Origin of the sequence: Streptomyces sp. NPDC048352 (genome assembly GCF_040651895.1) — a bacterium.
Taxonomy (GTDB): Bacteria; Actinomycetota; Actinomycetes; order Streptomycetales; family Streptomycetaceae; genus Streptomyces.
The window spans coordinates 67,337-93,044 of sequence record NZ_JBEZKZ010000022.1 but is presented as its reverse complement, the minus strand read 5'-3'; the positions used below and the strand labels follow the sequence as shown (position 1 = coordinate 93,044).

Genomic DNA, 25,708 nt, shown 5'->3' with positions numbered 1-25,708 from the left:
CCGCACACGAGGTGTGCGGGGCACGGGATTCGGAAGGGGCCGGACGGCCGGCGGTCAGCGGGTGCCGACCGCCGCCCGGACCGCTCTGCGGGCCATTCCCGCGTCGTCGTGCAGGCGGCGCAGCAGCAGGCGCTGCTCCTCGCCCGAGGAAAGGGCCCCCGCCGGCAGCGGCTGGGCCGGTGCGGCCGCCAGCATGGAGCGCTGCACCGCCGTCTCGGACATCCGGATCTCCCGGGTCAGTACCAGCATCAGGTTGACCAGGAAGGCGTCCCGCGCCGCCGGGCCGGCCGACTGCGCCAGCCGGCTGATCTGGCTGCGCGCCGCCGGGGCGTCGCCGAGCACGGTCCACAGCGTCGCCAGGTCGTACCCGGGCAGGTACCAGCCGGCGTGCTCCCAGTCGAGGAGCACCGGCCCGGCCGGGGACAGCAGCAGGTTCGACAGCAGCGCGTCACCGTGGTTGAACTGCCAGGGGAGCGTCGCCGGCCGCAGCCCGCGCAGCAGCTTCTGCAGGTCGCCGAAGTCCCGGTCCGTCAGCAGGCCCAGCTCGTGGTCGCGGGAGATCCGCCGCGCGTAGTCCACCGGGTGGCCGAACAGATCGGCCGGCGGCCGCCACTGGTTCACCCGGCACACCGCACCCAGCGCGGCCCGTACGTCGGCCCGCGGCGGCGCCTCCACCGGATGCCGCTGGAGCGCGGCGACCCGGCCCGCCATCCGCTCCACCACCAGGACGCAGTTCTCCGGGTCCGCGGCGATCAGCCGGGGCACGCGGACCGGCGGGCGGTGCCGGACGAAGGTCCGGTACGCCGCTATTTCGTGCCGGTACCGCTCGCGCCACTCGGGCGAGTGGTCCAGTAAAACCTTCGCGACCGCGGTCATCCGTCCCGTCGTCCCCACCAGGAGCACCGACCGGCCGCTGCGCCGCAGCACCTGCACCGGCGCGAACTCCGGACAGATCCGCTGCACCGACGCGAGCGCGGTGCGCAGCTGCGCCCCCTGCGGTCCGGACAGGTCGATTCTTCCGCTGAGCGGCTGCGGTCCGGTCCCCGGCATCCGGCGCGCCCGTACGGCGCCCTGCGCCGGTACCGGCTGGCGGCCGGGTTCGAGGTAGGAGCCGCCCCCCGCCGGGAGGGTGCGGTGCTGGCGGACCGGGGCGGACACGGAGGACGTTGCTGCGTACATGGCGTTTACGGTTCCCTTCGTGCGCCGACGAGTGCGTACGCCGCCCCGCCGGATCCCGTACTTCACCCTGGGGAGTTCCGCCGGTGAACCGGGTCGGGGAGGCGCATTCCTACCTGACACCCGGCGGTCCCTGGCGAACCACGGGGCGTGCCCTGGCGAACCCTGGCGAATAGTCCACGGGGATCTGACAGGGGGTTACTGTCAACTCAGCCGAGAACCTGGGGGCTTGACGTGAGCAAGGGTCCAAACACCCGTCTGAACGACCTGTTCGGCCTGGCCGGCTGGTCGAAGGGCGAACTCGCGAGGATGGTCAACCGGCAGGCGGCCGCGATGGGCCACCACCAGCTGGCCACCGACACCTCGCGGGTGCGGCGCTGGATCGACATGGGGGAGACCCCGCGCGAACCGGTGCCCACGGTACTGGCAGCACTGTTCACCGAGCGGCTCGGTCGTGTCGTGACCATCGAGGACCTCGGGTTCGTACGGCAGCGGCGCACCACCAGACGGCAGCCGGACGGGGTGCAGGAGAACCCCGACGGAGTGCCATGGGCGCCCGAACGCACAGCCGCGGTCCTCACCGAATTCACGGGAATGGACCTCATGCTCAACCGTCGCGGCCTGATGGGCGCGGGAGCCGCGCTCACCGCCGGCTCAGCCCTCAGCAACGCCATGTACGACTGGCTGCACACCGAGCCCGCCGGCGCCAAGAACGCGCGTGGTTTCGCCGACCCCCACCAGGCCGACCCAGCGGGCTACGACCGCTACGAGGCCGCACCGATCGGCTCCCAGGAGATCGAGGCCCTGGAGCGCTCCGTCGAGGTCTTCCGGGCCTGGGACGCCTCCCGGGGCGGAGGGCTCCAGCGCAAGGCCGTCGTCGGCCAGCTGAACGAGGTGGGCGGAATGCTGGCCTACCACCACCCCGACCACCTCCAGCGCAGGCTGTGGGGGGTGGCGGCCAACCTGGCGGTCCTGGCGGGCTGGATGTCGCACGACGTGGGCCTCGAACCCACCGCGCAGAAGTACTTCGTCATCGCCGCGCACGCGGCCCGGGAGGGAGGCGACCGGCCGCGCGCCGGCGAGGCCCTCTCCCGCGCCGCCCGCCAGATGGTCCACCTCGGCAAGCCGAACGAGGCCCTGGACCTGATGAAGCTGGCGCAGTCCGGCTCGGGGGAGCAGACCCTGCCGCGCACCCGCGCCATGCTGCACACCATCGAGGCGTGGGCCCAGGCCGCCATGGGCAAGGGCCAGGCCATGCGCCGCACCCTGGGCGAGGCCGAGGAGCTGTTCGTCTCCGACAAGGGCGACGTACCCCCGCCCTCGTGGATGCAGCACTTCGACGAGGCCGACCTGCACGGGATGCAGGCCCTGGCGTACCGCACGCTCGCCGACCACGACGCCTCGGCGGCGCCCGTCGCGGCACGCCACGCGCGGGAGGCGCTGCGGCTGCGCGGCGACGGCTACCAGCGCTCGCAGATCTTCGACTACATCTCCATGGCCTCCGCCTGCTTCATCGCGGACGACCCGGAACAGGCGGACCGCTACGCCCGCCTCGCCTTGGTCTCGATGAACGAGACCTCCTCGCACCGCACCTGGGACCGGCTGCGCGAGATGTACCGGCTCACCGGCCAGTACGCCGGGTACGGGCGCATCGAGGACCTGCGCGAGGAGATCAAGCTGGCGCTCCCGGACAGCCCCGCGCCCCGCGTCGCCCGCGGTGCGGAGGTCTGAGGCGGAGGTGTGGCCGCGGAGACGGGCAGGGCGGGCGGGACGCGGAGAGGACGGGCGGACGGCCACGGAAGAGGGCCGCGCCTCACCGGCGCGGCCCCCGACGTTCCTCCAGCAGTCGCCCGACCCGCCGCCGTCAGCCGCCGATCCGGGCCACCAGCACGCAGGCGTCGTCCTCGCGCTCGCTCTCGCCGAACTCCTCCGCCACCATCCGTACGCAGTCCCGCGCCGACCGGGCCTGCGAGAACCGCGGCGCGAGCGCCAGCAGCCGCTCGGTCCCGTCCGTCCGGCTGAACTCGATGCTGCGCGGGGTCAGCCCGTCCGTGTGCAGGACGAGCACGTCGCCCCGTTCGAGCCGCTCCTCGGCCTGCCCGTACACGGCCCCCGAGGTGGCTCCCAGCAGCACCCCCTCCGGGGAGTGCAGGGCCCGGCCCTGGCCGCGGCGGAAGAGCAGGGGAGCGGGGTGGCCGGCCTGGGCCCAGGAGAGCACCCGGCGCGCGGGGTCGTAGCGGCAGCAGACGGCCGAGCCGAGGGCGGGCTGTACGGAGGTCTCCAGCAGCTGGTTGAGCCAGCCCATCAGGGGGCCCGGCTCGATCCCGGCCATGGCCATCCCGCGCAGGGCGCCGAGCATCATCGCCATCCCGGAGGTGGCGGTCACCCCGTGGCCGGTCAGGTCACCGACCGTCAGCAGGGAGCGCCCGTCCGGCAGTTCGAGCGCGTCGTACCAGTCGCCACCGATCAGCGCGCTGGTCGCTGAGGGGAGGTAGTGCGCCGCCACGTCCATCGTGCCGGCGTTCTCGTGCGGGAACCGCAGGGAGCCGCGCCACGGGGGGAGCACGGCTTCCTGCAGCTCGACCGCCAGCCGGTGCTCGGTCTGCGCGATCTGCCGCTGGCGCTGGAGCGAGTCCCGTGACTCGCGCACCGCCCGCTGGCTCCGGCGCAGCTCGCTGACGTCGCGCAGCACGGCCCACATGGAGGCCGTGCAGCCGTCGGAGTCGAGCACCGGCTCGCCCCTCATGTGGAGCGTCCGGACCCGTCCGTCGGCGCGGACGATGCGGAACTCGCCGTCTATCGGCTTGCCGTCGACCAGGCAGTCCGTGACCATCGCGGTCAGCAGGGGCTGGTCCTCGGAGAACAGCGTGGAGCCCAGCTCGTCCAGGGGCAGCGCGCCCGCCTCGGGGGGACGGCCGAAGATCTGGAAGAGCTCCTCGGACCAGGTCACCTCGTCCGTCAGCAGGTTCCACTCGGCACTGCCGACGCGGGTCTGGCGGTCCTCCTGGGCGGCCTCCGGGGGGGCCGGGGGGAGTTCGACGGGCTCGGGAGCGGGCGGCAGGCCCTCCTTGAGCTGGCCGAGGTGCTGGCCGAGGTCGTCGAGGTGGTGCACCGCGAGGTCGCAGAGAGCGCGCTGCCAGCGGCCGTGCGCGTCGTCGTCGTCCACGACGGTGTCGCGGCGTACGGCGTCCACCTCGCCGCGCAGCCGGCGGGTCTGCGAGATCAGTGCGTCCACCGATCCCGGCTCGGGCGGCTGCGCGGGACGGTCCGCGTACAGGTGGGACGGCATGATGACTCCGATACAGGCGCGGCGATACAGACGCGGCTCGGTCGGGTCCCGGGGGGCGACCGGTGACGGCTGTGGACCGACTCCGACTGTGGCACAGCCGGAGACTGCCTGTAAGGCGTTTGGCAACATCCGTAACGGCCTTGCTCCGGGCATATGCCGAAGGCCTCCCGGTCACCTCCGGTCCGTACGAACATTTCCGGTCAGCCGTGCATGCCGTTCCGCCCGTTGGCGGCTGCGCTCACGCCGTGTCCGCGCTGTCCGTCACACCATGAGCGGCACCGGGTGGATCTCGTCGGCGGGGTGTCCCGCGCGTTCGTGGATCCGGCGGATCGCGTCGGCCGAGGGCGCCTCGGACAGGCAGTACACCTCGCCGGAGGCGGGGTCGGCCCAGGCGCGCTCGAACTGCACCTTCTCGTCCGCCTGGATGGCCAGGTCCGCCCGGTGGGCGGCCATCAGCTCGTCCGCGGTGATGCCCTTCATCCCGTGGTGGACATCCATGAACTTGGCCACCGCGAACACCTCCTCACGTGTTGCGACGTACAGGTCTGCTTCCATCGTGCGCCCGCGGCCGGAAAAGGGCCCTCCGGCGGACGGCGGTCGATCGTACGGGCGAGGTGTACGAGCCGCCCGCGCCACTCCTCGCGCCCGGCCCGGCGGTCACCGCCCCGTCAGGGGGACCACCCGAACGAAGGACCCCGTTCCGGCGGCACGCTTCCCACGGCACCCTGTGATCGCTACCCTACGTGTCGGTAATGAGCCGGGGGCGGTCCGTTCGTCGGGCCCGGGGCGGGGGACGACGACCGGATGACCGAACAGAGCAGCGCGCCGGCGGGGCGGAGCCGGCGCTCCTTCCTGACCCACCTGGTCGCGGCGCCCACCCTGGCCCTGGTCACCCGGACCGGCGCCGACCTGCTCGCCCCCCAGACCGCCCACGCCGTGGTCCCGACCCTGCCGGCCCTCGCCGACCTCGTCGACCTCGGGGACCTCTTCATCCTGGCCGGCGCCCCCACCTCGGCGCTGCTGGCGCTCGCCGTGGAGGCGGACGGCACCATCCGCTTCCGGCTGCCGCGCGAGGAGGTCGGCCAGGGCCTGACCACCGCCGTGGCCATGCTGGTCGCGGAGGAACTGGACGCGCCGCTGGACGCGGTCCGGGTGGAACTGGACGACGCCCGGCCCGAGTTGCTCTTCAACCAGCTCACCGGCTCCTCCAACTCGATCCGCTCGCTGTACGGGCCGGTCCGCCAGTGCGCCGCCACCGCCCGGGCCCGGCTGGTCGCGGCCGCCGCCGCCCGCTGGAGCCTGTCCGCCGCGACACTGACCACCGCGAACGGCTCCGTACGGGCCCCCGACGGCCGCTCCGCGAGCTACGGCAGCCTCTCCGCCGCGGCCGCCTCGCCCGGCCTCGTCGTCCTCGGCGCCTCCCCGAAGCCGGCGGCGGAGCACGCCCTCGTCGGCACCCCGACCCGGCGGATCGACGCCCGCGCCATGGTCACCGGCGCCCAGAAGTACACCCTCGACCTCGACGTCCCCGGTGCCAAGCCGTGCGTGGTGCGCCGCCCGCCCTCCGTCGGCGGCACCGTCCGCGCCGTCGGCAACCTGGCGGCCGTGCGGGCCATGCCCGGCGTCCTGGACGTGGTGACCGTCGCGACCGGGGTCGCCGTCGTCGCCGAGACGTTCGGCCAGGCCCTGGACGCCAAGGCCGCCCTCCGGGTCGACTGGGGCCCCGGCCCGGCCGACCGGCTCTCGGACGCGCAGATCCGTACGAAGCTGCGGGCCGCCACCCCGCCGCCGCTGGTGCCGCCGCTGCTCACCCCGTACGTGGACGCCGAGTTCGACTTCGCCTTCGTCAGCCACGCCCCGATGGAGACCAACTCGGCCGTCGCCGACGTACGCGACGACCGCGCCGAGATCTGGTCCGGGCTCAAGTCCCCCATCGTCGCGCGGGAGACCATCGCCGCGGAGCTCGGGCTGCCGCTGGACCGGGTGACGGTCCACGTGGTGCAGGCCGGCGGCTCCTTCGGCCGGCGGCTGTTCTTCGACGCCGCCCTGGAGGCCGCCCGGATCTCCAAGGCCTGCCGCCGCCCCGTGCGGCTGATGTGGACGCGCGTGGACGACACCCGGCACGGCCGGATGCGCCCCGCCACCCACCACCGCATCCGGGCCACCCACCTGCTCGGCGAGGTGCTCAGCTTCCAGCACCGCGTGGCCGCCGCCGAGACCGACTTCCGGCACGGACTCGGCGAGATCATCACCGCCACCGCCGCGAGCCTGCCCTCCGGCATCGGCAACGCCACCCTCGCCCAGACCCTGTTCCTGACCACCGTCAAGTCCCCGTACCACTTCGGGCTGACCACCCAGGCCCTGACCGAGGTCCCGACCGGCATCCCCACCGGGTCCTGGCGGTCGGTGTACTCGGCCAACACCCGGGGGGCCGAGGAGATCGTGGTGGACGAACTGGCCGCGGCCACCGGCAAGGACCCGTACCGCTTCCGGCGGACCTTCCTCAAGACCGACGCGCAGCGCGCCGTGCTCGACAAGGCGGCGGCCGAAGGACAGTGGGGCCGCGCCCTGCCGGCCGGCTGCGCGCAGGGCATCGCCTTCCACGAGGAGTACAAGTCGCGCACCGCCTGCCTCGTGGAGATCGACACCCGAGACCCCGGCCACGTCCGCGTCACCAAGGCGGTCATCGCCGTCGACGTGGGCCTGCCCGTCAACCCGCGCGGGCTGGAGGCCCAGATGATCGGCGGCCTCACCGACGCGATCTCCACCACCCTGCGGGCCGGACTCCACCTGGACAACGGGCTGCCGCTGGAGGGCAGTTACAGCCAGTTCCACTGGGCGCAGCAGCGCGACACCCCGCGTGACGTACGGGTCTTCGTGCTCCCGGCGACCGGCGGCGAGCCGGGCGGCGCGGGCGAGCTCGGCGTGCCGGCCGCCGTCGGCGCCATCGCCAACGCCTGGGCCCGCGCCACCGGTTCCAAGCCCCGCAGCTTCCCCCTCGACTTCGACGTCGACTTCACCCCCTACCCGCGCTGACCGCTGGAGTACGCCGCCGTGCCTCTGCACACCTTCACCGTCAACGGCCGCAGCGTCACCGTCGACGCCCCCGACGACCTGCCCCTGCTGTGGGTGCTCCGCGACATGCTGGGCGTCACCGGCCCCAAGTACGGCTGCGGGGTGGACGTCTGCAAGGCCTGCACCAGCCACCTCGACGGCGTCGACGTCCGCCCGTGCGTGGTGCCGGTGTCCGCCTGTGCGGGCAAGCGGGTCACCACCATCGAAGGGCTGGCCGACGGGGACCGGCTGCACCCCGTCCAGGAGGCCTGGCTGGAGCAGGACGTCGCCCAGTGCGGCTACTGCCAGCCCGGCCAGATCATGGCCGCCGTGGCGCTGCTCCGGCGCACCGCCGAGCCCACCGACGAGGACATCGACGCCATCGCCAACATCTGCCGCTGCGGCACCTACTTCCGCATCCGCGAGGCCATCCGCAGCGCGGCCGCCCGGATGTGAGGACCGCCCGCCGCGCCGGCGCGGCGGCGGCCGGACGGCGTACCGCCTCCCGCACGGGACACAGCGCTCATGCGCCTGATATCCGGCTGGAATGGCAGATCATGCCGGAATGAGGCGAATCAATGCGAAACGCGTGCTGGTCGGCGAGCCGCTCGACACCGCGCGCCTGGGCGAGACCCTCCTGCCCAAACGGCTCGCGCTGCCCATTTTTTGCAGCGACCCGCTCTCCTCCGTGGCCTACGCCACGGAGGAGATCCTGCTGATCCTCGCCCTCGGCGGAGTCGCCCTGCTCCACCTCACCTGGTACGCGGCCGCCGCCATCGTCTTCCTGCTGGTGGTCGTCGTCGCCTCCTACCGGCAGACCTGCCACGCCTACCCCGGGGGCGGGGGCGCCTACGTCGTCAGCTCCGAGAACCTGGGACCGGCCGCCGCCCTCACCGCCGCCAGCGCCCTGCTCGTCGACTACGTGATGACCGTCGCCGTCTCCGTCGTCTCCGGGGTCGCCGCCGTCACCTCGGCGATCCCCTCCCTCAGCGACCACCGCGTCGTGCTGTCCGTGGGCTTCGTGGTGGTGCTGACCCTGATGAACCTGCGCGGCGTACGCGAGTCGGGACGCGTCTTCGCCGTCCCCACCTACGGGTTCGTCCTCGTCATCTACCTGATGTTCGCCGTCGCCGCCGTCCGGCTCGCCACCGGCGACACCATCCGGGCCGAGTCCGCCCACCTCCCGATCACCGCCGCCGGGACCTACACCGGCCTCGCCCTGGTGCTCCTGGCCATGCGCGCCTTCGCCTCAGGCTGTACGGCCCTCACCGGCGTCGAGGCCATCAGCAACGGCGTCCCCGCCTTCCGCAAGCCCGCGGCCGCGAACGCCGCCACCACCCTGGCCGCCATGGGCGCGCTCTCCGTGACGATGTTCGCCGGCATCACCGCCCTCGCCATGTCGTACCGGGTGCACGCCGCGGCCGACCCCACCGAACTGGGCCTGCCCCCCGGCACCCCCATGTCCACGGCCCTCGCCCAGATCGGCCGGGCCACCTTCGGGGACTGGCACGTCCTCTTCTACCTGCTCCAGGCCGTCACCGCCGGCGTCCTGGTCCTGGCCGCGAACACCGCCTTCAACGGCTTCCCGATGCTGGCCTCGATCCTCGCCAGGGACCGGTACGCGCCGCGCCAGCTCGCCAACCGCGGCGACCGGCTCGTGTACTCCAACGGCGTCGTCCTGCTCGCGCTCGCCGCCATCGCCCTGATCGTCGCCTTCGACGCCGAACTCACCCGCCTCATCCAGCTCTACATCATCGGCGTCTTCGTCTCCTTCACCCTGTCCCAGTCCGGCATGGTCAGGCACTGGAGGCGCGAGCTCGCCTCGCCCGCGACGCCCCGGTCCGAACGCGTCCACATCCACCGCCGCCTCGCCGTCAACGCGGTCGGCGCGGTCCTGACCGCCCTGGTCCTGGTCATCGTCCTGGTCACCAAGTTCACGCACGGGGCCTGGCTGGTGGTCATCGCGATGCCCGCCCTCTTCCTCGGCATGAAGGGGGTCCGCCGCCACTACGACCAGGTCGCCCGGCAGGTAGCCGCCGCCCCCGGGGCCAGGCCGCGCAGACCCTCCCGCCACCACGTGGTCGTCCTCGTCGCCAACGTGCACGCCCCGACGCTCAAGGCCCTCGGCTACGCCCAGGGACTGCGGCCCGACACCCTCAGCGCGCTCTCCGTCGCCGCGGACGAGGAGGAGGCGCTCCGGCTGCGCGCGGCCTGGGCGGAGCACGATCCCGGGATCCCGCTGAAGGTGCTGCACTCGCCCTACCGCGAGGTGGTCGGGCCGCTGCTGGAGTACATCGAGGAGGCGGCGGCCGCCGAGGGGACGGACGCGCTGTCGGTGGTCATCCCGGAATTCGTCGTCGGGCACTGGTGGGAGCAGCCCCTGCACAACCAGAACGCGCTGCGGCTGAAGGCACGCCTGCTGTTCACCCCGGGGGTCGCGGTGATCGACGTGCCGTACCTGCTGGAGTCGGCCCGGTCGGCCCGGTCGGCGCGGCTGCAGCCGGGCCCGGAGTAGGCCCGGCGGGGGAGGGGGCCTGGGCCGCCGCCGCATGGGCCAGGGCCAGTTCCACCACGTGCGCGGGATCCGACAGCGCGCGGCCGGTGAGCCGCTCCAGGCGGCGCAGCCGGTTGGAGACCGTGTTGCGGTGGCAGTACAGCCGCTGGGCGGCCTGCGTGGTCGAGCCCCGGCAGGCCAGCCAGGTGCCCAGGGTGGTCAGCAGCACCCGGGCGTCCTCCGCGGGCAGCGCCAGCACGGGCCCCAGCACCACCTCGCGCAGCCGGGCGGCGAGTTCGGGGTCGGCCGCCACCAGCGCCGCCGGGAGCCGCTCGTCCAGCAGGGCCGCGCCGCCCGCGGCGGACGGCGGGGCGGTGGTGCGCAGGGCGAGGGCCGCGAGCCGCCGGGCCCCGGCCAGCTCGGCCGGGGCCCCGACCACCGGGCTGATCCCGGCGCGCACGGCGAGCGGGGCGAGCAGACCGCGCAGGGAGTCCAGCGGATGGTGGCCCAGGTCGGCCAGGGCCGTCTCGCCGTCGGCCCGGATCCGCCAGAGCAGGCGCGGGGAGCCCGGCCCCGCACCCGCCCCGCCTTCGGGGCGGACCGGCGTGCCGGGGCCGGCCGGGCCGAGGACGACCACCGCGAAGCGCCCCCGCTCCGCCAGCCCCAGCTGCGTGGCCGCCTGCGCGGCGGGGCCCGAACCGTCGAGCAGCGCGTCCAGCAGCGCGGCCCGGCGCTCCCGTTCGCGCGCGCCCCGCTCGGCCTCGGCCAGCCGGTACGCCTCCGAGGCGGCGTCCGTCATCTGGTCCAGTACGTCCCACAGCGCGCCCGCCCCCGGCAGCAGCCGGGGCAGCGCCGCCCGGTCGTGGGCGGCCACGGCCTCGGTCAGGCTCTGCCACAGCAGCCGGCCGCCGTACCGGTAGGTGCGCCGCAGGGAGTCGAGCGGCAGCCCCTGCCCGGCGCGCAGGGCGCCGGTGGCCCGGGCGCCGGACAGCTCCACCGGCAGCCCCCGGGAGCTGCGGACCAGGCCCTCGACGGCCTGGTCGAGGCTGTGGTGGATCCGCTCGCGCAGCTCGGCCCGCCCGGTCAGGGCGGCGTAGGCGGGATCCTCGGTCAGCGTCCGGTCGGTGAGCCGGTCCGCCGCGACGGCGATCCGGCGGCTCAGGTCCTCGCGTATCTCCTCGATGATCCGGTCCATGACGGGCAGGGTGACACGGGGGAGGGGGCCGTGGGGAGGGGCCGGGGACCGGCGGTCCGCTAGCGTGGCCTGAGTACGGTGGGCGCAGTGCTTTACGGGCGCCCGACCGCCCGCCGAAACGCCCGCCGACCGCCACGCCACCCCGGGGAACCCTCCATGCGCCAGAATCCGCAGCGCCGCGCCGCGCTCCTCGACGCCGCCATCGAGGTCCTGGCCCGCGAGGGCTCCCGGGGCCTGACCCTGCGCGCCGTCGACGCGGAGGCCGGGGTCCCGACCGGCACCGCCTCCAACTACTTCGCCAACCGCGGCCAGTTGCTCGTCCAGATCCTGCACCGCACCCGCGAACGGCTCACCCCCGCCCCCGACGAGCTGGCCGGCCCCCTCGACACCCGGGTGCTGCTCGGCCGGCTCCTCGGACGGATCCGCCGCGAGCGCAGCGTGCACACCGCCATGCTGGAGCTGCGCCTGGAGGCCACCCGCAGGCCCGAACTCCAGGCGGAGCTGTCCGCGTTCCTCGCCGCCGAACTGGAGGAGAACATCGCCTGGCACCTGGAGGCGGGCCTGCCCGGGGACCGGGAGGGCGTCGCGCTGCTGTACTTCGCGATGCAAGGGCTGATCGTGGACGACCTGACCGTCCCGGACCTGCTCGCCTCCCACCCGGTGGACGACCTGCTCGGGGTGATGGTGGAGCGTCTGCTTCCGGAGCGGCCCGCCGACCTGACCCAGTCTTGATCAAAAACGGACGGGTTCCGGCCAAGCCGGCACGTGCCAACGTGCATGTTCCAGCGGAAAATGCCAGAACACCCTTCCGCTGTGTGGAACTTGAGTAAGTTCCCTCCTGTCACGCCGTACGACCGTGCGACCAGCACGTCCGCCGGGAGGGGAGCCCGCGTGCCCGGGATCGACGAATGCCTGCTCGAAGCCATGGCCCTGCCTGGTGCGCGGGGCGCCGCGCTCGTCGACTGGAGCAGCGGGCTGGCCCTCGGCACCGCCGGGGACTCGCCCGTCGGCGACCATGAGACCACAGCCGCGGAGACCGCGGAACTGGCGCGGGCGGCGGCCGAGTACGAGTCCTTCGCCCCCGCACCCGACGACCCCGGCCCCACCGGGCCGCCCGTCGAGGACCTGATCGTCACCACCCGCACCGGCTACCACGTGCTGCGCTTCGTCGAGACCAGCTTCGACAGCAGCGTCTTCCTGCACCTGTGGCTCGACCGCACCGACGGCAACCTCGCCCTCGCCCGGCACCGACTCCGCGCCCTCGCCGAAGGACTGGTCCTGCGATGACCGCCGCCACAGCCACCACCACCGCCGCGACCGCCGTCTCCCCGCTGCTCACCCGGCTCGCCGCCGAGCGCGCCACCGGCGCCCTCCTGCGCGACCGGGGCACCCTCTTCCTGGAGGACGGCCGCGTCGTGCACGCCGAGAGCCCCTCCACCCCCGGCCTCGACGTCCTGCTCACCACCGGCGGGGCCCTGGCCCCCGAGCGCTGGAACGAGGCGGTCAACGAGGCCGGTGCACGCCGCCAGGTGGGCCGGTTCCTCGTGGACAGCGGCGGGCTGGCGGGCGGCGAGCTGGAGATCTGCCACCTCGCGGCCATCTTCGACGCGGCCTTCTTCGCGCTCTCCCCGGGCAGCGGCCCCTCCCGGTTCCGCCGCGGCGCCACCCACTGGCTCGGCTCGGTCCGCTCCGTCCCGGCGGCCGCCGTGGAACGGGAGACCTGCCGCCGCCGCGAACTGCTGGACGCCGTGTGGCCCTACCCGCTGCTGGACACCGCCCCGGTGGTGCCCCGTCCGGCCGCGCCCGGGCAGACCGTCACCGCCCGGCAGCGGCTCCTGCTCGAACAGGCGGACGGCATACGCACCCCCGCCGACCTCGCGTGGCTGCTGGGCCGGCCTGCCTTCCACACCCTGCTGGAGGTACGAAGACTCGCGGCCGCCGGCCTGGTCGAGACCCCGCACGCCCCGCCGGTCCCCGCGCCGGCCCCCGAACCCCTGCCCGACTGGATCACCCGGGCCCAGCCCCCGGACGTGGCACTGCTCCGCCGGTTACGCGACGCACTGGAGGCAAGCCTGTGAGGCTCCCGCTGCGACCGGTCCTGCGAGCCGACCGCTCCGAGCGGAGGCCGCCGGAGGAGAGGCGGCCCGAAGAGAGGAAGGCCGACATGAGCCCGCCCATGGTGCCCGCCGAGGCCGAAGCCGACATACTCGCCGAACTCCGCCGGCTGCGGGCCCGCGTACCCCAGCTCACCGGCGTCCTCGCCGCCAGTGCCGACGGCCTGGTGCTCGCCCAGGAGAGCGCCGCCACCGAGGCGGAGTCCCTCGCCGCCCTGACCGCGGCCGCCCTCGGCGTCGCCCAGCGGCTCAGCGACTGCACCGGCCAGGGCGGCTTCCGGGAACTGCTCGTGCGCGGCGAGCACGGGTACGTCGCCACGTACGCGGCGGGGGACACGGCCGTCCTGACCCTGATCGCGGAGCCGCGCGTCAACGTCGGCCGCCTCCACCTGGAGGCCCGCCGCTCCACCCTGCGCATCACCGAGCTCATAGACGACAGCCTCGGCCGCCGCGGCGCCGGGGCGCCGCCCGTCGGCGGCGCACCCCCGGGCCGCCTGGCGGACCGCCCCTGACCTTCCCCGCAGTACACGAGCACGACGCGAACGCAAACCATCGGGCCCGGTACGGCTACGGGCGACGACAGCAGAAAGAGGAACCATCCCATGCTCAACGTGGAGACCGCTCTCAAGGAAGTTGCCGGCATCGAGGGCACCCTCGGCGCGGCCCTCGTCGACTACGGCAGCGGCATGCCCCTGGGTACCGTCGGCGGGAACAAGGAACTCGACCTGGCGGTGGCGGCCGCGGGCAACACGGACGTCGTGCGGGCCAAGGTCCGCACGATGGAGATGCTCGGCCTGAAGGACGAGATCGAGGACATCCTGATCACGCTCGGCAACCAGTACCACCTGATCAGGCTGCTGAAGGGACGGGGCGGCGAGGGGTTCTTCCTCTACCTCGCCCTCGACCGGAACCGGGCCAACCTCGCGATGGCCCGTCTCCAGCTGAAGAAGGTCGAAGCGGATCTGGACATCTGACGGAGGTCCCGGCGAACCGCGACGGCGCGGTGGCGGGCGGCTGAATTCTTTGCCGTCCGCCCCGGCGGTCCCTGGGGATATGTCCAGGATGGGCGGACTTTATCATCCTGTTACAGAGTAAGATGCTGTAATCAGCTGATCTTCAACCCCCGTCGAACACGCGAACATGCTGGAGAACCCGTCACCCATGCCCCCGCGCCTGAGCATCGTCGTACCCGTCTACAACGTCGAGCTCTACCTCGACGAGTGCCTGGAGTCCCTAGCAGCTCAGACGTTCGACGACTTCGAGGTCGTGATCGTCGACGACGGGTCCACCGACACCAGTGCCGTGCTCGCCAAGGCCTTCGCGGAGCGTGACAAGCGCTTCCGGGTCGTCCTCCAGGAGAACGCTGGCCTCGGTGCCGCACGGAATGTCGGATTTCGGCACGCCTCCCCCGACAGCGAGTACATCGCGTTCGTCGACAGCGACGACACCATGCCGCCGTACGCCTACCAGCGGATGATCGACTCCCTCGACGAGACCGGCTCCGACTTCGCCGCCGGCAACGTCAAGCGCTTCCGCTCCGTGGGCATGCAGCAGTCCTGGGGCCACCGCGTCGCATTCGCGAACAACCGGCCCAAGACCCACATCTCCAAGTTCCCGGCGCTGGTCACCGACCGCACCGCGTGGAACAAGGTCTACCGGCGCGGCTTCTGGGAGGAGCACGGCTTCCAGTACCCGGAGGGCATCCTCTACGAGGACGCCCCCGTCAGCATCCCCGCGCACTACTTCGCCGAGAGCGTCGACGTCATCAGCGACGTCGTCTACCACTGGCGGGTCCGCGAGACCGGCGAGCGCTCCATCACCCAGCGCTCCACCGACCCGGTCTCCGTCATCGACCGCGTCAAGTCCGTGCGCCTGGTCCGCGAGGCCCTGCTCGCCAAGCCGGGCGAGAAGTACGCCCGCTACCTGCGCGAGTACGACCACAACGTGCTGAGCGAGGAACTCCCGCTCATCTACAAGTACGTCGGCGAAGGGGGCCCCGACTTCCGCGCCGCCTTCGTCAAGGAGGTCGGCGGCCTCATCCGGGAGATCGGAACCGGTCCCTGGAACGACCTGACCGTCGCCGACCGGCTCAAGGCATACCTGGCCCGCGAGGGCCGCGTCGAGGAGTTCATCGCCCTCACGCACCACCAGCGGGACTTCAGCTACAGCGTGCCGGTGAAGGGACTGGCCCGCCCGCAGGCCGACTACCCCTTCCTCAAGGCACCGGTCCCGGCCAAGCTGCTCACCCTCGGCCCGCGCGAGCGCCGCGTCGTCAGCCGCCTGGAGCAGGCCGTCTGGAGCGACGGCAAGCTGCTGCTGCGCGGCTACGCCCTGCCCGGGCACCTGGGAGCCGAGAGCCGCCTCGGCTCCCGCAAGATGCTGGTCTTCCGCGAGCAGGGCAAGCGCCGCCGCACCGTCGTCAGCGCCCGCACCGTCGCCTCCCCGATGGCCACCGTGAACTCCCCGCACCTGGCCCTGCGGCACGCCGACTGGGCCGGGTTCACCGCCGTGGTCGACCCCACCGTCTTCCAGTCGGGCGGCACGTGGCGCGAGGGCATATGGACCACCTCCATCGCCGTCACCGGCGCCGGAGGCCTGCACCGGGCCCGCCTCAAGGGCGGCGAGCACGACAGCGGAATGGCCCCGCCCGCCCACTGGGCCACCCCCGACGTCCGCATCCTGCCGCTCGTCTCCGGCTCCCTCACCGTCCAGGTCGAGATCGTCCGGGCCCGGGTCCTGGACGTGCACCACCGCGACGACGCCCTGGAACTGACCGGCGAGCTCGCCGCCGAGGCGGCCGGCGGCGCCACCCTGCACGCCCGGCACACCACGACCGGCACGGTCGTCACCACCCCGCTGACCACCGCCGCCGCCACGGCCGGCGGCCGGATCCCCTTCACCGCGGTCGTCCCGCTCGCCGAGCTGGCCGCCGTTCCGGACGGCGAGACGCAGCCCGGCGGCTGGAACCCCGAGCCGTGGACCCTGTCCGTGGTCGGCGCCGACGGCACCGTCCACCCCCTGGCCCACGACGAGCGCAGCGGCTTCACCGGCCTCGTCGCACCGCTCCCCGGCAGCGCCGGCGAGCGCACCGTCTACGCCAAGCGCGGGGCGAGCGGCCACCTCGTCCTCTCGGTCCAGCCCTCCCCGCCGCTCGTCGACTCGGTCACCTCCCGCGACGGCACGCTGACCCTGCGCGGAACCTTCCGCGCCCCGGCCGCCACCGCCGACGCCCCTTACGAGCTGGTCCTGCACGACCAGCACGGCACGGAGTTCTGCTACCCCGTCACCCGCGACGGCGACCGCTTCGAGGCCACCTTCGAGCCCAGGCTCCCCGAGCCGTACGCCGGCCGCACCACCCTCCCGCAGGGCCGCTGGTGGCCCACCCTGCGTCCGGCCGCCCAGGGAGGCACCACCGCGGGCCTCCTCGGCGTCGACCGGGGCGCGCCCGTCCAGCTGATCGCGCCGGCCCTGGGCTCCGGCCCGCACGCCGTCACGGTCCTGGGCCGCCGGATGCGCGTCGAAGCACGCCTGAAGGACCGCATGGTCCTGGTCAGCGACCCGCTGCTGAGCCCGCACGACCGCTCCCGCTACGCCCAGCGCATCGCCCGCGACGAGACCTACCCGGCCCAGCGCCGGCTGCCGGTCAAGGACATGGTCGTCTACGACACCTTCCAGGGTCACGGCGCGGGCGACGCGCCCCGCGCCATCCACGAGGAACTCCTGCGCCGGGGCGAGAAGCTGGAGCACATCTGGCTCGTCCGCGACGGCCGGGCCGAGGTCCCGCCGACCGCGCGCGCCGTCCAGTACGACAGCCTGGAGGCCTGGGACGTGCTGGCCCGCGCCCGGTACTACGTCGTCAACGACAGCGTGCCGTCGCACTTCCGGCGCCGCCCGGGCCAGACCGTCGTACAGACCTGGCACGGCACGCCGCTCAAGCAGATCGGCTACGACTACACGCACGACTACTACACCAGCCCCGACGTGCTGGAGGCCCTGGAGCACGACAGCGCCCAGTGGACGCTGCTCGCCTCCCCGAGTTCGTACGCCACGACGGTCCTCAAGCGCGCCCTCGGCTACCAGGGCGAGGTCGTCGAGTACGGCAGCCCGCGCACGGACGCGCTCGTCAAGCCCGACGCGCAGCGGATCGCGGAGGTCCGGCGCCGGCTCGGCCTGCCCGAGGGCAAGAAGGTCGTCCTCTACATGCCGACCTGGCGCGAGAACCGCGAAGGCTGGTCGGGCGGCTACAAGCTCGACCTCCGGATCGACCTGGACGCGGCCCGCCGCGAGCTGGGCGAGGACCACGTGCTGCTGGTCCGCGGGCACCACCGGGTGACCGAGCAGGTACGCGACCGCGTGCGCGACGGCTTCGTCGTGGACGTCTCCCGCTGGCCCGACGCCACGGACCTGCTGCTCGTCGCCGACGTCCTGATCTCGGACTACTCCTCCGCGCTCTGCGACTTCGCGCTGACCGACCGGCCGATCCTGCTGTTCACGTACGACCTCGCGCACTACCGCGACACCCTGCGCGGCTTCACCGTCGACCTGGAGGAGAAGGCCCCCGGCCCGCTGCTGGCGGACTCGGCGAGCCTGATCCGGGCCGTGCGCGACGCGGACGCGCTCGGCGCCGAGTACGCCGGGGCGCGGGCCGCGTTCCGCGCCGAGTTCTGCGACCTCGACGACGGCCGGGCCGCCGAGCGGGTCGTCGACCGGATGCTCGGGATGTAGCCCGCGAGGGTGAACGTACGGACAGGTCCCGCGCCCACCGATGAGTTTCGGGCGCGGGACCGGTCTGTTGGTGAGGGACGGCGTTCCAGCCCCCTCATCCACCCGCCCGGGAGGCAGTCATGACCACCGAGGGTTTCACCACGTGCCTGTGGTTCGACGGCGAGGCGGAGGCCGCCGCCGACTACTACGTGTCCGTCTTCAAGGCCGGCCGGATCCTGCGGACGGCCCGCTACACCGAGGCGGGCCCCGGCCGGCCCGGGTCGGTGATGACCGTCGAGTTCGAGATCAACGGCCAGAGGTTCGTGGGCCTCAACGGCGGCCCCGAGTTCCACTTCAGCGAGGCCATCTCCTTCCAGATCCACTGCGCCGACGAGGCGGAGGCGGACTACTACTACGACGCGCTGACCGGGGACGGCGGCGAGGAGTCGGCCTGCGGCTGGGTCAAGGACCGGTTCGGAGTCTCCTGGCAGGTCGTCCCGCCGGGCGCGATCGACCTGGTCAGCGACCCCGACCCGGCCCGCGCCGCCCGCGCCATGGCGGCGATGATGCGGATGAAGAAGCTCGACGTCGCGGCCATGAGGCGGGCCGCGGACGCCGGCCGGTAGCCCGGACCCGCGACGCACCGGGCCCGTGCGACGGCCTCCTGACGGGGCCGTCGCACGGGCTGCCGGGTGCTCTCGTGCGGGTCAGCGCAGGCGCGGGACGTGCTGGGTCACGCAGTGGACGCCTCCGCCGCCCCAGGCGAGGTTGCGGGCCGGGGCGCCGACCACCTGGCGGCCCGGGAAGAGGGCGGCGAACTGGGCGAGCGCCGCCGAGTCCGCCGCCGCTTCGCCGGAGGTCGGGACGACGACGTTGCCGGTGGTCTCGTAGTAGTTGGTGTAGCTGAACGTCCGCACCGTCAGGCCGTTGTGGCGGAACTGCGGCTGGTGGTGCATCTCCACGAGCTGGAAGGGCCGCCCGGACGCGTCGGTCGCCGCGGTGAGCACCGCCTTGTTGGCCGCCATGCGGTCGTGGTTGGGGTTCGCGGGGTCGGGCTGGGTGTGCAGCAGCAGCCGGGCCGGGCCGAGGTAGGCGGCGACCAGGTCGACGTGCCCGTTGGTGATGTCGTCGCCGGCCAGGCCGTACGGCAGCCAGATCACCTTGCTCGCGCCGTACGCGGCCAGCAAGGTGGCCTCGATCTGGGCGCGGGTCATCCCCGGGTTGCGGTTGGGGTTGAGCAGGCACTCCTCGGTGGTGATCAGGGTGCCCTGGCCGTCGGTGATGACGGACCCGCCCTCCAGGACCATGTCGACGGGCCGGCGGGTGACGCCCAGGTACGCGCAGGCGCCGACGGGCAGGAAGTCGTCCTTGTCGTAGGGGTACTTCTCGCCCCAGCCGTTGAAGCGGAAGTCGAGGCCGACCGAGTGGGTCTTCGCGTCGTTCACGGCGAAGACGGGTCCGGTGTCGCGGGCCCAGCAGTCGTTGACGGGGTACTCGGTGACGGTGACCGAGCTGCCGCAGCGGGCGCGGGCCTGCGCCGCCTGGCCCGGTTCGGCGAACATCACCACCGGCTCGAAGCGGGCGATGGCCCGGGCGATGCCGGCGATCTCGCCCTGGACGTCGGTGAGCAGTCCGCCCCATCCCACCGTTCTGTCCCACGGCCAGGCCATGACGCAGGCGGAGTGCGGCTCCCATTCGGCCGGGGCGTGGTGGAGCTCGCCGCCGCTCGTCTGCGCGTCCGCGGCGAACGCGGGGACGGCGGCGCCGACGAGGGGGTACGCGGCGGCCGCGAGGGCCGCGGCGCCGAATCCGCGCCGGCTCATGCGTGGCAGGTGCATGCCATATCTCCTTCTGAGGGTGGGGAGGTTGCGGGGGGCTGGAGGTCAGGGGGTCAGCGGGTCGGTGAGTCAGGGGGTCAGGGGGTTTCGGGGGTGAGCTCGCCGGCCCGGGTCTCGACGGCGCTCGTCCCGACGGCGTCCTCCTCGCGCGCCCGCGCCGCCCGCAGGGTCTCCTGCGGCTTCTTGACGGCGAGGTAGAGCAGGCCGACGGTGATCACCGCGCCGGTACCCAGCAGGCCGGCCCAGACCTGGTACCAGGGGGCTTCCGGCGGGGCGAGGATCGCGCGCGGCCAGCACACGTTGACCACCTCGAAGGCGGTCCAGAGCACGGCGAGGACGTTGAGGACGGTGCCCTTGCGGCCGAGCCGGATGTGCCCGGAGGGAACCCACGTCCCGCGGGTCCGGGCGATCAGCGCGGCCAGGCTGACCAGGAAGAACGGCAGGAAGGTGGCTGCGGTGCCGAAGGCGATCAGGCTGCCGATGGCGGTGGCGTTCAGGCCGAGCAGCAGGCCGGTGCAGCTGACCAGCGTGGAGGCGATCAGCCCGCCGATGGGCGCCTGGCGCCGGTTGACCCTGCGGACCAGCCGGGAGAAGGGGAAGACGCCGTCGCGCGCCAGCGAGTACACCCCGCGGGCGGCGCCGCCCTGGGAGGCCATGGCGCAGGCGAGGAAGCCGACCAGGACCACGGCCACGAAGGGCTTGTCGGACCAGGAGCCGAAGGCCGTGACCACGGCCGTGGTCACCGGGTCGAGGTCCTCGCCGGCGACGACGGCCCTCGGGTCGGGGTGGGCCAGGGCGACCGCCATGGCGTTGAGGATGACGACGAGGCCGACGCTGAGCAGGGCCCACCACATGGCGCGCGGCACCTGGCGGCCGGCGTCCTTGGTCTCCTCGGCGGTCGAGACGCAGGCGTCGAACCCGATGAAGCCCCAGCCGGCGACGGCGAGGACGGCCAGGAAGGCCATCGTGGTCGACCCCCCGGACAGCTCCTCGGCGCCGAGGGTCTCGGTGAACATCGAGAAGCCGTGCTCGCGGAAGAACAGCAGCAGGGCGAAGCCGACGAGCACCGAGGCGATGGCCTCGGCGGCGATGCCGAGGGAGACGAACCAGCTCAGGATCCGGATGCCGTAGGCGTTGACCAGCATGCACGCCAGCAGGATCCCGGCCGCCACCGCGACCATGGCGCCCGGCGTGGGCACCACCCCGACGAGGGCGAAGACCCAGGGGGCGGCCAGGTAGGCGACGGTGGTGTTGCCGAACATCACCGCGAACTGCCACACCCAGCCGCTCATCCAGCCGAACGACGGGCCGAGCAGCCGCCGGCCCCACTGGTAGGGGCCGCCCGCCAGCGGCCACTGCGAGGCCAGCTCGGAGTAGACGTTCACCACGAGGCACTGGCCGAGCAGCACGATCGGCAGCGCCCAGACCCAGGCGGGCCCGGCGATCATCGTGCCGACCATCGACACGGCGTAGAGGGCGACGACGGGCGAGACCACGGCGAAGCCCATGGCGATGTTCCCGAGGACGCCGAGGCTGCGGTTCAGCTCCTGCTTGTAGCCCAGGTCGTTCAGGCGGGCGGCGTCGTCGTCCTGCGGGACGGCCGCTCCGGGAGCGAGGGGGGAAAGGTCTGGCATGCGCACCTCTTGAGGAGGCGGAACGGCTCCGGCCGCCCCGAGGGGCGCCGGACCGATCCGGAACTTAAATCTAACGTTGTTAGGTATCGGGAATGCGGGGACCTTAACCCGCCCCGAACCTCTTGGGAACCCCTCCGTCCGGGTAACCTGGCGGCGGAAAACGAGGGGGATCACCGTGGGCCGACCCAACCAGCCGCTGCTCAACCGCGGGATCATCGCCCGCGCCGCCCTCGAACTCCTCGACGACGAGGGCCCGCAGGCCCTGAAGATGCGCACCCTCGCCGACCGCCTCGGCGTGCGCGGGGCCTCGCTCTACCACCACGTCGCCTCCAAGGACGACGTCCTCGACGCGGTCTCGGAGCTGATCAACGAAGAGATCGACCTGCGCCCGCTCGACGACCCGCGGTGGCGGGAGGGGATCGCGGCGTACGCCCGCGGCTACCGGCAGGTCTACCTCCGCCACCCGAACGCGATCGCCCCGGCGGCCCGCCGCCAGGTGGAGGCCGACAAGGCGCTGCGCGGCTACGACGCGCTGCTCGCCGCGCTCGTGCGGGCCGGCTGCACCCCGGCGCGGGCGGCCGAGGCCGCCGCCGCGGTCGACTACCTGGTTCTCGGCTCGGCCCTGGAGACCTTCACGGCCGGCTTCAGCCGCAGCCCCGCCGACTACCGCCCCCGCTACCCGGCCCTGGCCGACGCGCTCACCGGCGCCGCCGCCACCGGAGCGGGCCTGGCCGCGCTGGACGACCGCGGCTTCGAACTCGGCCTCGGCCTCCTCCTGGACGGCCTGGCGGCCCAGCTCCCACCGGCCCCGCCCGATCCGAAGGACATGCTCTAGCCGGAACGCGGGGCGCGACCGGTCAGGCCGCGGGCCGGGGTACGCAGGCGGTGTTACGCGAAGCGCGCCAGGAGCGGCGGGAGGGCGGTGCCGATCGGCTCGCGGATCACCTCGTCGGCCAACGCGTCGTACGGGGTCTCCTCGGCGTTGACGATGATCAGGCGCGCCCCCGCCTCGGCCGCCATGCCGGCGAGCGAGGCGGCCGGCTGGACCTGGAGGGTCGTTCCGACGGCGATGAAGACCTGGCACCCCTTCGCCACGGCCACCGCCCGCGCGAGCACCTCCGGGTCGAGGCGCTCGCCGAACATCACCGTCGCCGTCTTCAGGATGCCGCCGCAGGCCAGGCAGGCCGGATCCGGCTCCCCGGCCGCCACCCGGGCCAGCGCCTCCTCCGTCCCCGACCGGGCGTGGCAGCGGGTGCAGACCACCGACCGCGCCGTCCCGTGCAGCTCGAACACCTTCCGCGCCGGCATCCCGGCGAGCTGGTGCAGGCCGTCCACGTTCTGCGTGATCACCCGCACCGGAGTGCCCGAGCGCTCCAGCTCCGCCACGGCCAGGTGCGCCGCGTTCGGGCGGGGCGCGAGGGCCCACACCTCGGAGCGCATGAGCCAGGACCGGCGGCGGATCTCCGGATCGGCCATGTAGTACTCGTACGTCACGAGCTTCTCGGCGCCCGGGTCGCGCCGCCACAGCCCCTGCGGCCCCCGGTAGTCCGGAATTCCGGAATCCGTCGACATCCCGGCCCCACTGAACACTGCGACGAGCGGCTTCCCCATGGGCCGACCCTATGCGGCCCCCGCCCGCACCCGCGACCGCATTACGCCCCGTCCGGCAGCTGCCGCAGCCACCGCATGACGGCGGTGCGCGCGGGGGCCGGCCGGCGCAGCGGGAGGGCCGTTCCCGCGGTGAATCTGCGCCCACCGGAGTGAGCCCGCGCCGCGCCCCTACGCCCGGGCGGGAGCGGGCGGCTACAAACCGGACATGACGCTCACCCCGTACCGCCCGGGCGCCCTGCTGCTCGCACTGTCCGCCTCCCTGCTGCCCCTGATCGCGTCGTCGGCCCCGGCGGCCGCCCTCGCCGACCCCGTGCCCCGCCCGCACCGCCACCAGCACACCGCCGACGAGATCACGAGCACACCTTCACGGCCTACGTCCGCCTCGACTCCCGGCCGATCACGCTCGACGACGTGATCTGCGCGGGCTGACGGAGGGAGCGGGTACGGCTTCACCGTCCCCGGAGGCGCCCTGTGGCGACCCCGGCCGTTCTGGTACAACACCGGCCATGACGGGATTCGAGATCACCGGCGCGAGCGCCGCCGACATGGAACTGCTGCGCACCTGGGCGGACCGGGAAGGGTGGAACCCGGGGGACGACGACCGCTTCGCCTTCGCGGTGGCCGATCCGGAGGGCTTCCTCGTCGGCCGCCGGGACGGGGAACCGGTGGCCTGCATCTCGGCCGTCCGCTACGGCGCCGGCTTCGGCTTCATCGGCTTCTACATCGCCCGGCCCGACGTACGGGGCCGGGGCTACGGCATCCGGCTGTGGCGGGCCGGGATGGACCGCCTCCACGGGCGGCTCGTCGGACTGGACGGGGTGGTCGAACAGCAGGCCAACTACCGCAAGTCCGGGTTCCGTTCCGCCTGGACCACCATGCGGTACGAGGGCGTCCCCCGGCCCGGTGCGGACGGCGCCGACGGCATCGGAGGCGGCGTGGAGATCGTCGACGCCGCCTCGCTGCCCTTCGCCCGCCTGGCCGCCTACGACCGCCGCTTCTTCCCCGAGCCGCGCGACGCCTTCCTCTGCGCCTGGACCTCCCTGCCGGGCAGGACGGCCCTCGCGGCCGTCCGGGACGGCCGCATCGAGGGCCTCGGCGTGGTCCGGCCCTCCAGCGGCGCCTCCCGTATCGGCCCGCTCTACGCCGCCACGCCGGAGGTGGCCGCCGCGCTCGTACGGCGGCTCGCCGGGCACGCCCGCGGCGGCGAGGTGGCCGTGGACGTGCCCGACGCCAATCCGGCGGCGGGAGCGGTGGCGACCGGGCTGGGCCTGGCCCCGGCCTTCGAGACGGCCCGCATGTACACCGGTCCGGTCCCGGAGGTGGAACTGGCCGGGCTGTACGGGATCACCAGTCTCGAGCTGGGATGACGGAACCCGTCGCGGCTTCACGGCGCGGCCGGCTCGGGCCGTGCTCAGACGCCGAAGAGCACCCCGGTGGTGCTGCGCAGCCCGCACGGGTTGCCGAAGGTGTAGGTGTAGCTCAGCCGGCGGCCCTGCCAGACGCCCTCGGCCGTGACCGTCACCGGGTTCCACTCCCTCGTACACGCGGTGTCCGGACGGGGCGCGGCCAGCGCGTCCAACGAGGCTCCCGCCGCCCGTAATTCGGCGCAGGCCGCCGCCGGGTCGGGGTGCGTGCCGCCGGGCCGCGGCGCGCACACCAGCGTGGCCGCGCGCAGTACCGTCCCGTGGGCGGCGTCCTCTCCGGCCGTCACGCTGACCACCAGCGCGGACGGCGCGTACAGGCTCTGCGTCCCGGCCGGCGCCGCGTCGGCGGCTCCGCTTCCGGCCAGCGCGGTGAGGGCGGTGAGGGCCATTGCTCCGGTAGCCAGTCCCAGACTCCTGGTGATGGACCGCATTGCGAACACTCCTCGGGTCGGTGGATCGGATAACGGACGGGAGTCTTGCCCATGCGGACCGGGAACGCCCGTTCGTACCGCCATTTCCCGTCACTGATCGTGAGCACATGAGTGCAGCCCGCAGCCGCCCACCGGGACCTGACCTGTGGGGGAGGGGCGTCGGGAAACGGCTGAACACACCACCCCGGACGGCTCGGGAGGCGCCTCAGCGGTCCGCGCGCGTGCGCGGCGAGTAGAGGTCGAGGAGCCGGGTGCGGGTCTGTTGCAGCCGTACCGCGAGGACCCGGCCGACCCAGTGCCCGATCGCGGAACCGAAGGCGGGATCGGCGTCCATCAGCATGCGGACGGTCGCCCCGTCGAACTCGTAGGCCCGTACCGGCGTCATCGCCTCGGCGCTCAGCTGCCACACGTACGGCGGGAACAGCCACGACCAGCCCACCAGCTCCCCGGGCCCGAGGCTCTCGACGGGGGCGGGGCCGCGGCGGCCGGGCACCGGGATCTCCAGCGTCACCGTGCCGGAGCGCACGATCCAGAAGGCCCTCGCCGCGCCGCCCTCGTCGAAGAGCCGTGCGCCTTCGGGGAAGTTGACCTCACGGGCGTGGGACATCAGCCGGCCGCGGTGCTCGGCGGTCAGGACGGCGGCGATCCGGATGGGGGAAGGTGTGCTCACGACGGCCTCCGATCACGGCCCCCCGGAACTCTGTTCCCCCAGTGTCGCCGACCCGGCCCGGATTCCGGCATGGC

At 73.6% G+C, this 25,708-nt stretch carries 23 protein-coding genes; 14 read left to right on the top strand and 9 right to left on the bottom strand.

Annotated elements, in window-relative coordinates; all coding sequences use genetic code 11:
• Positions 1-54 precede the first annotated feature (54 nt).
• Positions 55-1,179, bottom strand: a complete 1,125-nt coding sequence (locus tag AB0D45_RS14680) for an aminoglycoside phosphotransferase family protein (RefSeq protein WP_362458539.1) — start codon at positions 1,177-1,179, stop codon at positions 55-57.
• Between the two features lie 231 nt (positions 1,180-1,410).
• Between AB0D45_RS14680 and AB0D45_RS14675 the strand changes: the two genes are divergently transcribed.
• A complete protein-coding gene (locus AB0D45_RS14675) occupies positions 1,411-2,907 on the top strand; it encodes a hypothetical protein (RefSeq protein WP_362458536.1) in 1,497 nt (498 codons plus the stop codon).
• A 133-nt stretch (positions 2,908-3,040) separates the two neighbouring features.
• On the opposite strand, the gene AB0D45_RS14670 is transcribed toward AB0D45_RS14675, so the two are convergent.
• Both AB0D45_RS14670 and AB0D45_RS14665 read right to left on the bottom strand, forming a co-directional pair.
• Positions 3,041-4,465 carry a SpoIIE family protein phosphatase gene (locus tag AB0D45_RS14670; protein WP_362458533.1) on the bottom strand — a complete coding sequence of 475 codons (1,425 nt, stop codon included), beginning with the start codon at positions 4,463-4,465 and terminating at the stop codon, positions 3,041-3,043.
• 261 nt (positions 4,466-4,726) lie between these two features.
• Positions 4,727-4,975: an SCO4226 family nickel-binding protein gene (locus AB0D45_RS14665; protein ID WP_361609323.1), complete on the bottom strand. Its 249-nt coding sequence runs from the start codon at positions 4,973-4,975 to the stop codon at positions 4,727-4,729.
• Between the two features lie 294 nt (positions 4,976-5,269).
• On the opposite strand from AB0D45_RS14665, the gene AB0D45_RS14660 reads away from it, so the two are divergent.
• The 3 genes from AB0D45_RS14660 to AB0D45_RS14650 all read left to right on the top strand — a co-directional run bounded on the left by AB0D45_RS14660 (position 5,270) and on the right by AB0D45_RS14650 (position 10,034).
• A complete protein-coding gene (locus tag AB0D45_RS14660; protein WP_362458530.1) occupies positions 5,270-7,501 on the top strand; it encodes a molybdopterin cofactor-binding domain-containing protein in 2,232 nt (743 codons plus the stop codon).
• Positions 7,502-7,519: 18 nt separating this feature from the next.
• Positions 7,520-7,975, top strand: coding sequence for a (2Fe-2S)-binding protein (locus AB0D45_RS14655; RefSeq protein ID WP_361609317.1), 456 nt, complete (start codon positions 7,520-7,522; stop codon positions 7,973-7,975).
• Positions 7,976-8,084: 109 nt separating this feature from the next.
• Positions 8,085-10,034, top strand: a complete 1,950-nt coding sequence (locus AB0D45_RS14650; protein WP_362458527.1) for an APC family permease — start codon at positions 8,085-8,087, stop codon at positions 10,032-10,034.
• Here AB0D45_RS14650 and AB0D45_RS14645 read toward each other — a convergent pair.
• Entirely contained in the window at positions 9,943-11,208 is a 1,266-nt protein-coding gene (locus tag AB0D45_RS14645) for a helix-turn-helix domain-containing protein (protein ID WP_362458524.1), read from the bottom strand. The genes AB0D45_RS14650 and AB0D45_RS14645 overlap by 92 nt on opposite strands.
• Before the next feature lie 156 nt (positions 11,209-11,364).
• Between AB0D45_RS14645 and AB0D45_RS14640 the strand changes: the two genes are divergently transcribed.
• The 7 genes from AB0D45_RS14640 to AB0D45_RS14610 all read left to right on the top strand — a co-directional run bounded on the left by AB0D45_RS14640 (position 11,365) and on the right by AB0D45_RS14610 (position 18,652).
• Positions 11,365-11,940 carry a TetR family transcriptional regulator gene (locus tag AB0D45_RS14640; protein ID WP_362458521.1) on the top strand — a complete coding sequence of 192 codons (576 nt, stop codon included), beginning with the start codon at positions 11,365-11,367 and terminating at the stop codon, positions 11,938-11,940.
• A gap of 159 nt (positions 11,941-12,099) precedes the next feature.
• Positions 12,100-12,495 (top strand): hypothetical protein, encoded by a 396-nt coding sequence (locus tag AB0D45_RS14635; protein WP_362458518.1) that lies wholly within the window; start codon positions 12,100-12,102, stop codon positions 12,493-12,495.
• Positions 12,492-13,286, top strand: coding sequence for a transcriptional regulator (locus tag AB0D45_RS14630; RefSeq protein WP_362458515.1), 795 nt, complete (start codon positions 12,492-12,494; stop codon positions 13,284-13,286). The genes AB0D45_RS14635 and AB0D45_RS14630 overlap by 4 nt, the downstream gene beginning before the upstream one ends.
• A 98-nt stretch (positions 13,287-13,384) precedes the next feature.
• Positions 13,385-13,834 carry a roadblock/LC7 domain-containing protein gene (locus AB0D45_RS14625; protein WP_362458555.1) on the top strand — a complete coding sequence of 150 codons (450 nt, stop codon included), beginning with the start codon at positions 13,385-13,387 and terminating at the stop codon, positions 13,832-13,834.
• Positions 13,835-13,924: 90 nt separating this feature from the next.
• Complete coding sequence (locus AB0D45_RS14620) at positions 13,925-14,296, top strand: hypothetical protein (protein ID WP_361610082.1); 372 nt, start codon at positions 13,925-13,927, stop codon at positions 14,294-14,296.
• A gap of 166 nt (positions 14,297-14,462) precedes the next feature.
• A complete protein-coding gene (locus tag AB0D45_RS14615; RefSeq protein WP_361610083.1) occupies positions 14,463-18,047 on the top strand; it encodes a bifunctional glycosyltransferase family 2 protein/CDP-glycerol:glycerophosphate glycerophosphotransferase in 3,585 nt (1,194 codons plus the stop codon).
• A 119-nt stretch (positions 18,048-18,166) separates the two neighbouring features.
• On the top strand, positions 18,167-18,652 hold the full coding sequence (locus AB0D45_RS14610; protein ID WP_362458511.1) for a VOC family protein: 486 nt from the start codon (positions 18,167-18,169) through the stop codon (positions 18,650-18,652).
• Between the two features lie 81 nt (positions 18,653-18,733).
• Here AB0D45_RS14610 and AB0D45_RS14605 read toward each other — a convergent pair whose 3' ends face one another.
• The gene (locus tag AB0D45_RS14605; protein ID WP_362458508.1) at positions 18,734-19,864 is read right to left on the bottom strand and encodes an agmatine deiminase family protein; all 1,131 of its coding nucleotides are present in this window, start codon (positions 19,862-19,864) and stop codon (positions 18,734-18,736) included.
• 77 nt (positions 19,865-19,941) lie between these two features.
• The gene (locus AB0D45_RS14600) at positions 19,942-21,498 is read right to left on the bottom strand and encodes an APC family permease (protein ID WP_362458505.1); all 1,557 of its coding nucleotides are present in this window, start codon (positions 21,496-21,498) and stop codon (positions 19,942-19,944) included.
• 175 nt (positions 21,499-21,673) lie between these two features.
• On the opposite strand from AB0D45_RS14600, the gene AB0D45_RS14595 reads away from it, so the two are divergent.
• The gene (locus tag AB0D45_RS14595) at positions 21,674-22,333 is read left to right on the top strand and encodes a TetR/AcrR family transcriptional regulator C-terminal domain-containing protein (RefSeq protein WP_362458502.1); all 660 of its coding nucleotides are present in this window, start codon (positions 21,674-21,676) and stop codon (positions 22,331-22,333) included.
• Positions 22,334-22,386: 53 nt separating this feature from the next.
• Here AB0D45_RS14595 and AB0D45_RS14590 read toward each other — a convergent pair whose 3' ends face one another.
• Positions 22,387-23,109: a Sir2 family NAD-dependent protein deacetylase gene (locus tag AB0D45_RS14590; RefSeq protein ID WP_362458499.1), complete on the bottom strand. Its 723-nt coding sequence runs from the start codon at positions 23,107-23,109 to the stop codon at positions 22,387-22,389.
• A 205-nt stretch (positions 23,110-23,314) separates the two neighbouring features.
• Between AB0D45_RS14590 and AB0D45_RS14585 the strand changes: the two genes are divergently transcribed.
• Both AB0D45_RS14585 and AB0D45_RS14580 read left to right on the top strand, forming a co-directional pair.
• Entirely contained in the window at positions 23,315-23,524 is a 210-nt protein-coding gene (locus AB0D45_RS14585; protein ID WP_362458496.1) for a hypothetical protein, read from the top strand.
• A gap of 91 nt (positions 23,525-23,615) precedes the next feature.
• Entirely contained in the window at positions 23,616-24,476 is an 861-nt protein-coding gene (locus AB0D45_RS14580; RefSeq protein WP_362458493.1) for a GNAT family N-acetyltransferase, read from the top strand.
• Positions 24,477-24,520: 44 nt separating this feature from the next.
• Here the strand turns inward: AB0D45_RS14580 and AB0D45_RS14575 are convergent, their stop codons facing one another.
• Together AB0D45_RS14575 and AB0D45_RS14570 are read right to left on the bottom strand one after the other, a co-directional pair.
• A complete protein-coding gene (locus AB0D45_RS14575; RefSeq protein ID WP_361608113.1) occupies positions 24,521-24,964 on the bottom strand; it encodes an SSI family serine proteinase inhibitor in 444 nt (147 codons plus the stop codon).
• A gap of 205 nt (positions 24,965-25,169) precedes the next feature.
• Positions 25,170-25,634: a cyclic nucleotide-binding domain-containing protein gene (locus tag AB0D45_RS14570; protein ID WP_361608116.1), complete on the bottom strand. Its 465-nt coding sequence runs from the start codon at positions 25,632-25,634 to the stop codon at positions 25,170-25,172.
• Positions 25,635-25,708: the final 74 nt, after the last annotated feature.

Bases quoted from the DNA above. Each gene is read 5' to 3' on its own strand.
- AB0D45_RS14680 (WP_362458539.1), bottom strand. From the start codon at position 1,179: ATGTACGCAGCAACGTCCTCCGTGTCCGCCCCGGTCCGCCAGCACCGC.
- AB0D45_RS14670 (WP_362458533.1), bottom strand. From the start codon at position 4,465: ATGCCGTCCCACCTGTACGCGGACCGTCCCGCGCAGCCGCCCGAGCCG.
- AB0D45_RS14660 (WP_362458530.1), top strand. From the start codon at position 5,270: ATGACCGAACAGAGCAGCGCGCCGGCGGGGCGGAGCCGGCGCTCCTTC.
- AB0D45_RS14650 (WP_362458527.1), top strand. From the start codon at position 8,085: ATGAGGCGAATCAATGCGAAACGCGTGCTGGTCGGCGAGCCGCTCGAC.
- AB0D45_RS14645 (WP_362458524.1), bottom strand. From the start codon at position 11,208: ATGGACCGGATCATCGAGGAGATACGCGAGGACCTGAGCCGCCGGATC.
- AB0D45_RS14640 (WP_362458521.1), top strand. From the start codon at position 11,365: ATGCGCCAGAATCCGCAGCGCCGCGCCGCGCTCCTCGACGCCGCCATC.
- AB0D45_RS14630 (WP_362458515.1), top strand. From the start codon at position 12,492: ATGACCGCCGCCACAGCCACCACCACCGCCGCGACCGCCGTCTCCCCG.
- AB0D45_RS14625 (WP_362458555.1), top strand. From the start codon at position 13,385: ATGGTGCCCGCCGAGGCCGAAGCCGACATACTCGCCGAACTCCGCCGG.
- AB0D45_RS14620 (WP_361610082.1), top strand. From the start codon at position 13,925: ATGCTCAACGTGGAGACCGCTCTCAAGGAAGTTGCCGGCATCGAGGGC.
- AB0D45_RS14615 (WP_361610083.1), top strand. From the start codon at position 14,463: ATGCTGGAGAACCCGTCACCCATGCCCCCGCGCCTGAGCATCGTCGTA.
- AB0D45_RS14610 (WP_362458511.1), top strand. From the start codon at position 18,167: ATGACCACCGAGGGTTTCACCACGTGCCTGTGGTTCGACGGCGAGGCG.
- AB0D45_RS14605 (WP_362458508.1), bottom strand. From the start codon at position 19,864: ATGCACCTGCCACGCATGAGCCGGCGCGGATTCGGCGCCGCGGCCCTC.
- AB0D45_RS14600 (WP_362458505.1), bottom strand. From the start codon at position 21,498: ATGCCAGACCTTTCCCCCCTCGCTCCCGGAGCGGCCGTCCCGCAGGAC.
- AB0D45_RS14590 (WP_362458499.1), bottom strand. From the start codon at position 23,109: ATGGGGAAGCCGCTCGTCGCAGTGTTCAGTGGGGCCGGGATGTCGACG.
- AB0D45_RS14585 (WP_362458496.1), top strand. From the start codon at position 23,315: ATGACGCTCACCCCGTACCGCCCGGGCGCCCTGCTGCTCGCACTGTCC.
- AB0D45_RS14580 (WP_362458493.1), top strand. From the start codon at position 23,616: ATGACGGGATTCGAGATCACCGGCGCGAGCGCCGCCGACATGGAACTG.
- AB0D45_RS14575 (WP_361608113.1), bottom strand. From the start codon at position 24,964: ATGCGGTCCATCACCAGGAGTCTGGGACTGGCTACCGGAGCAATGGCC.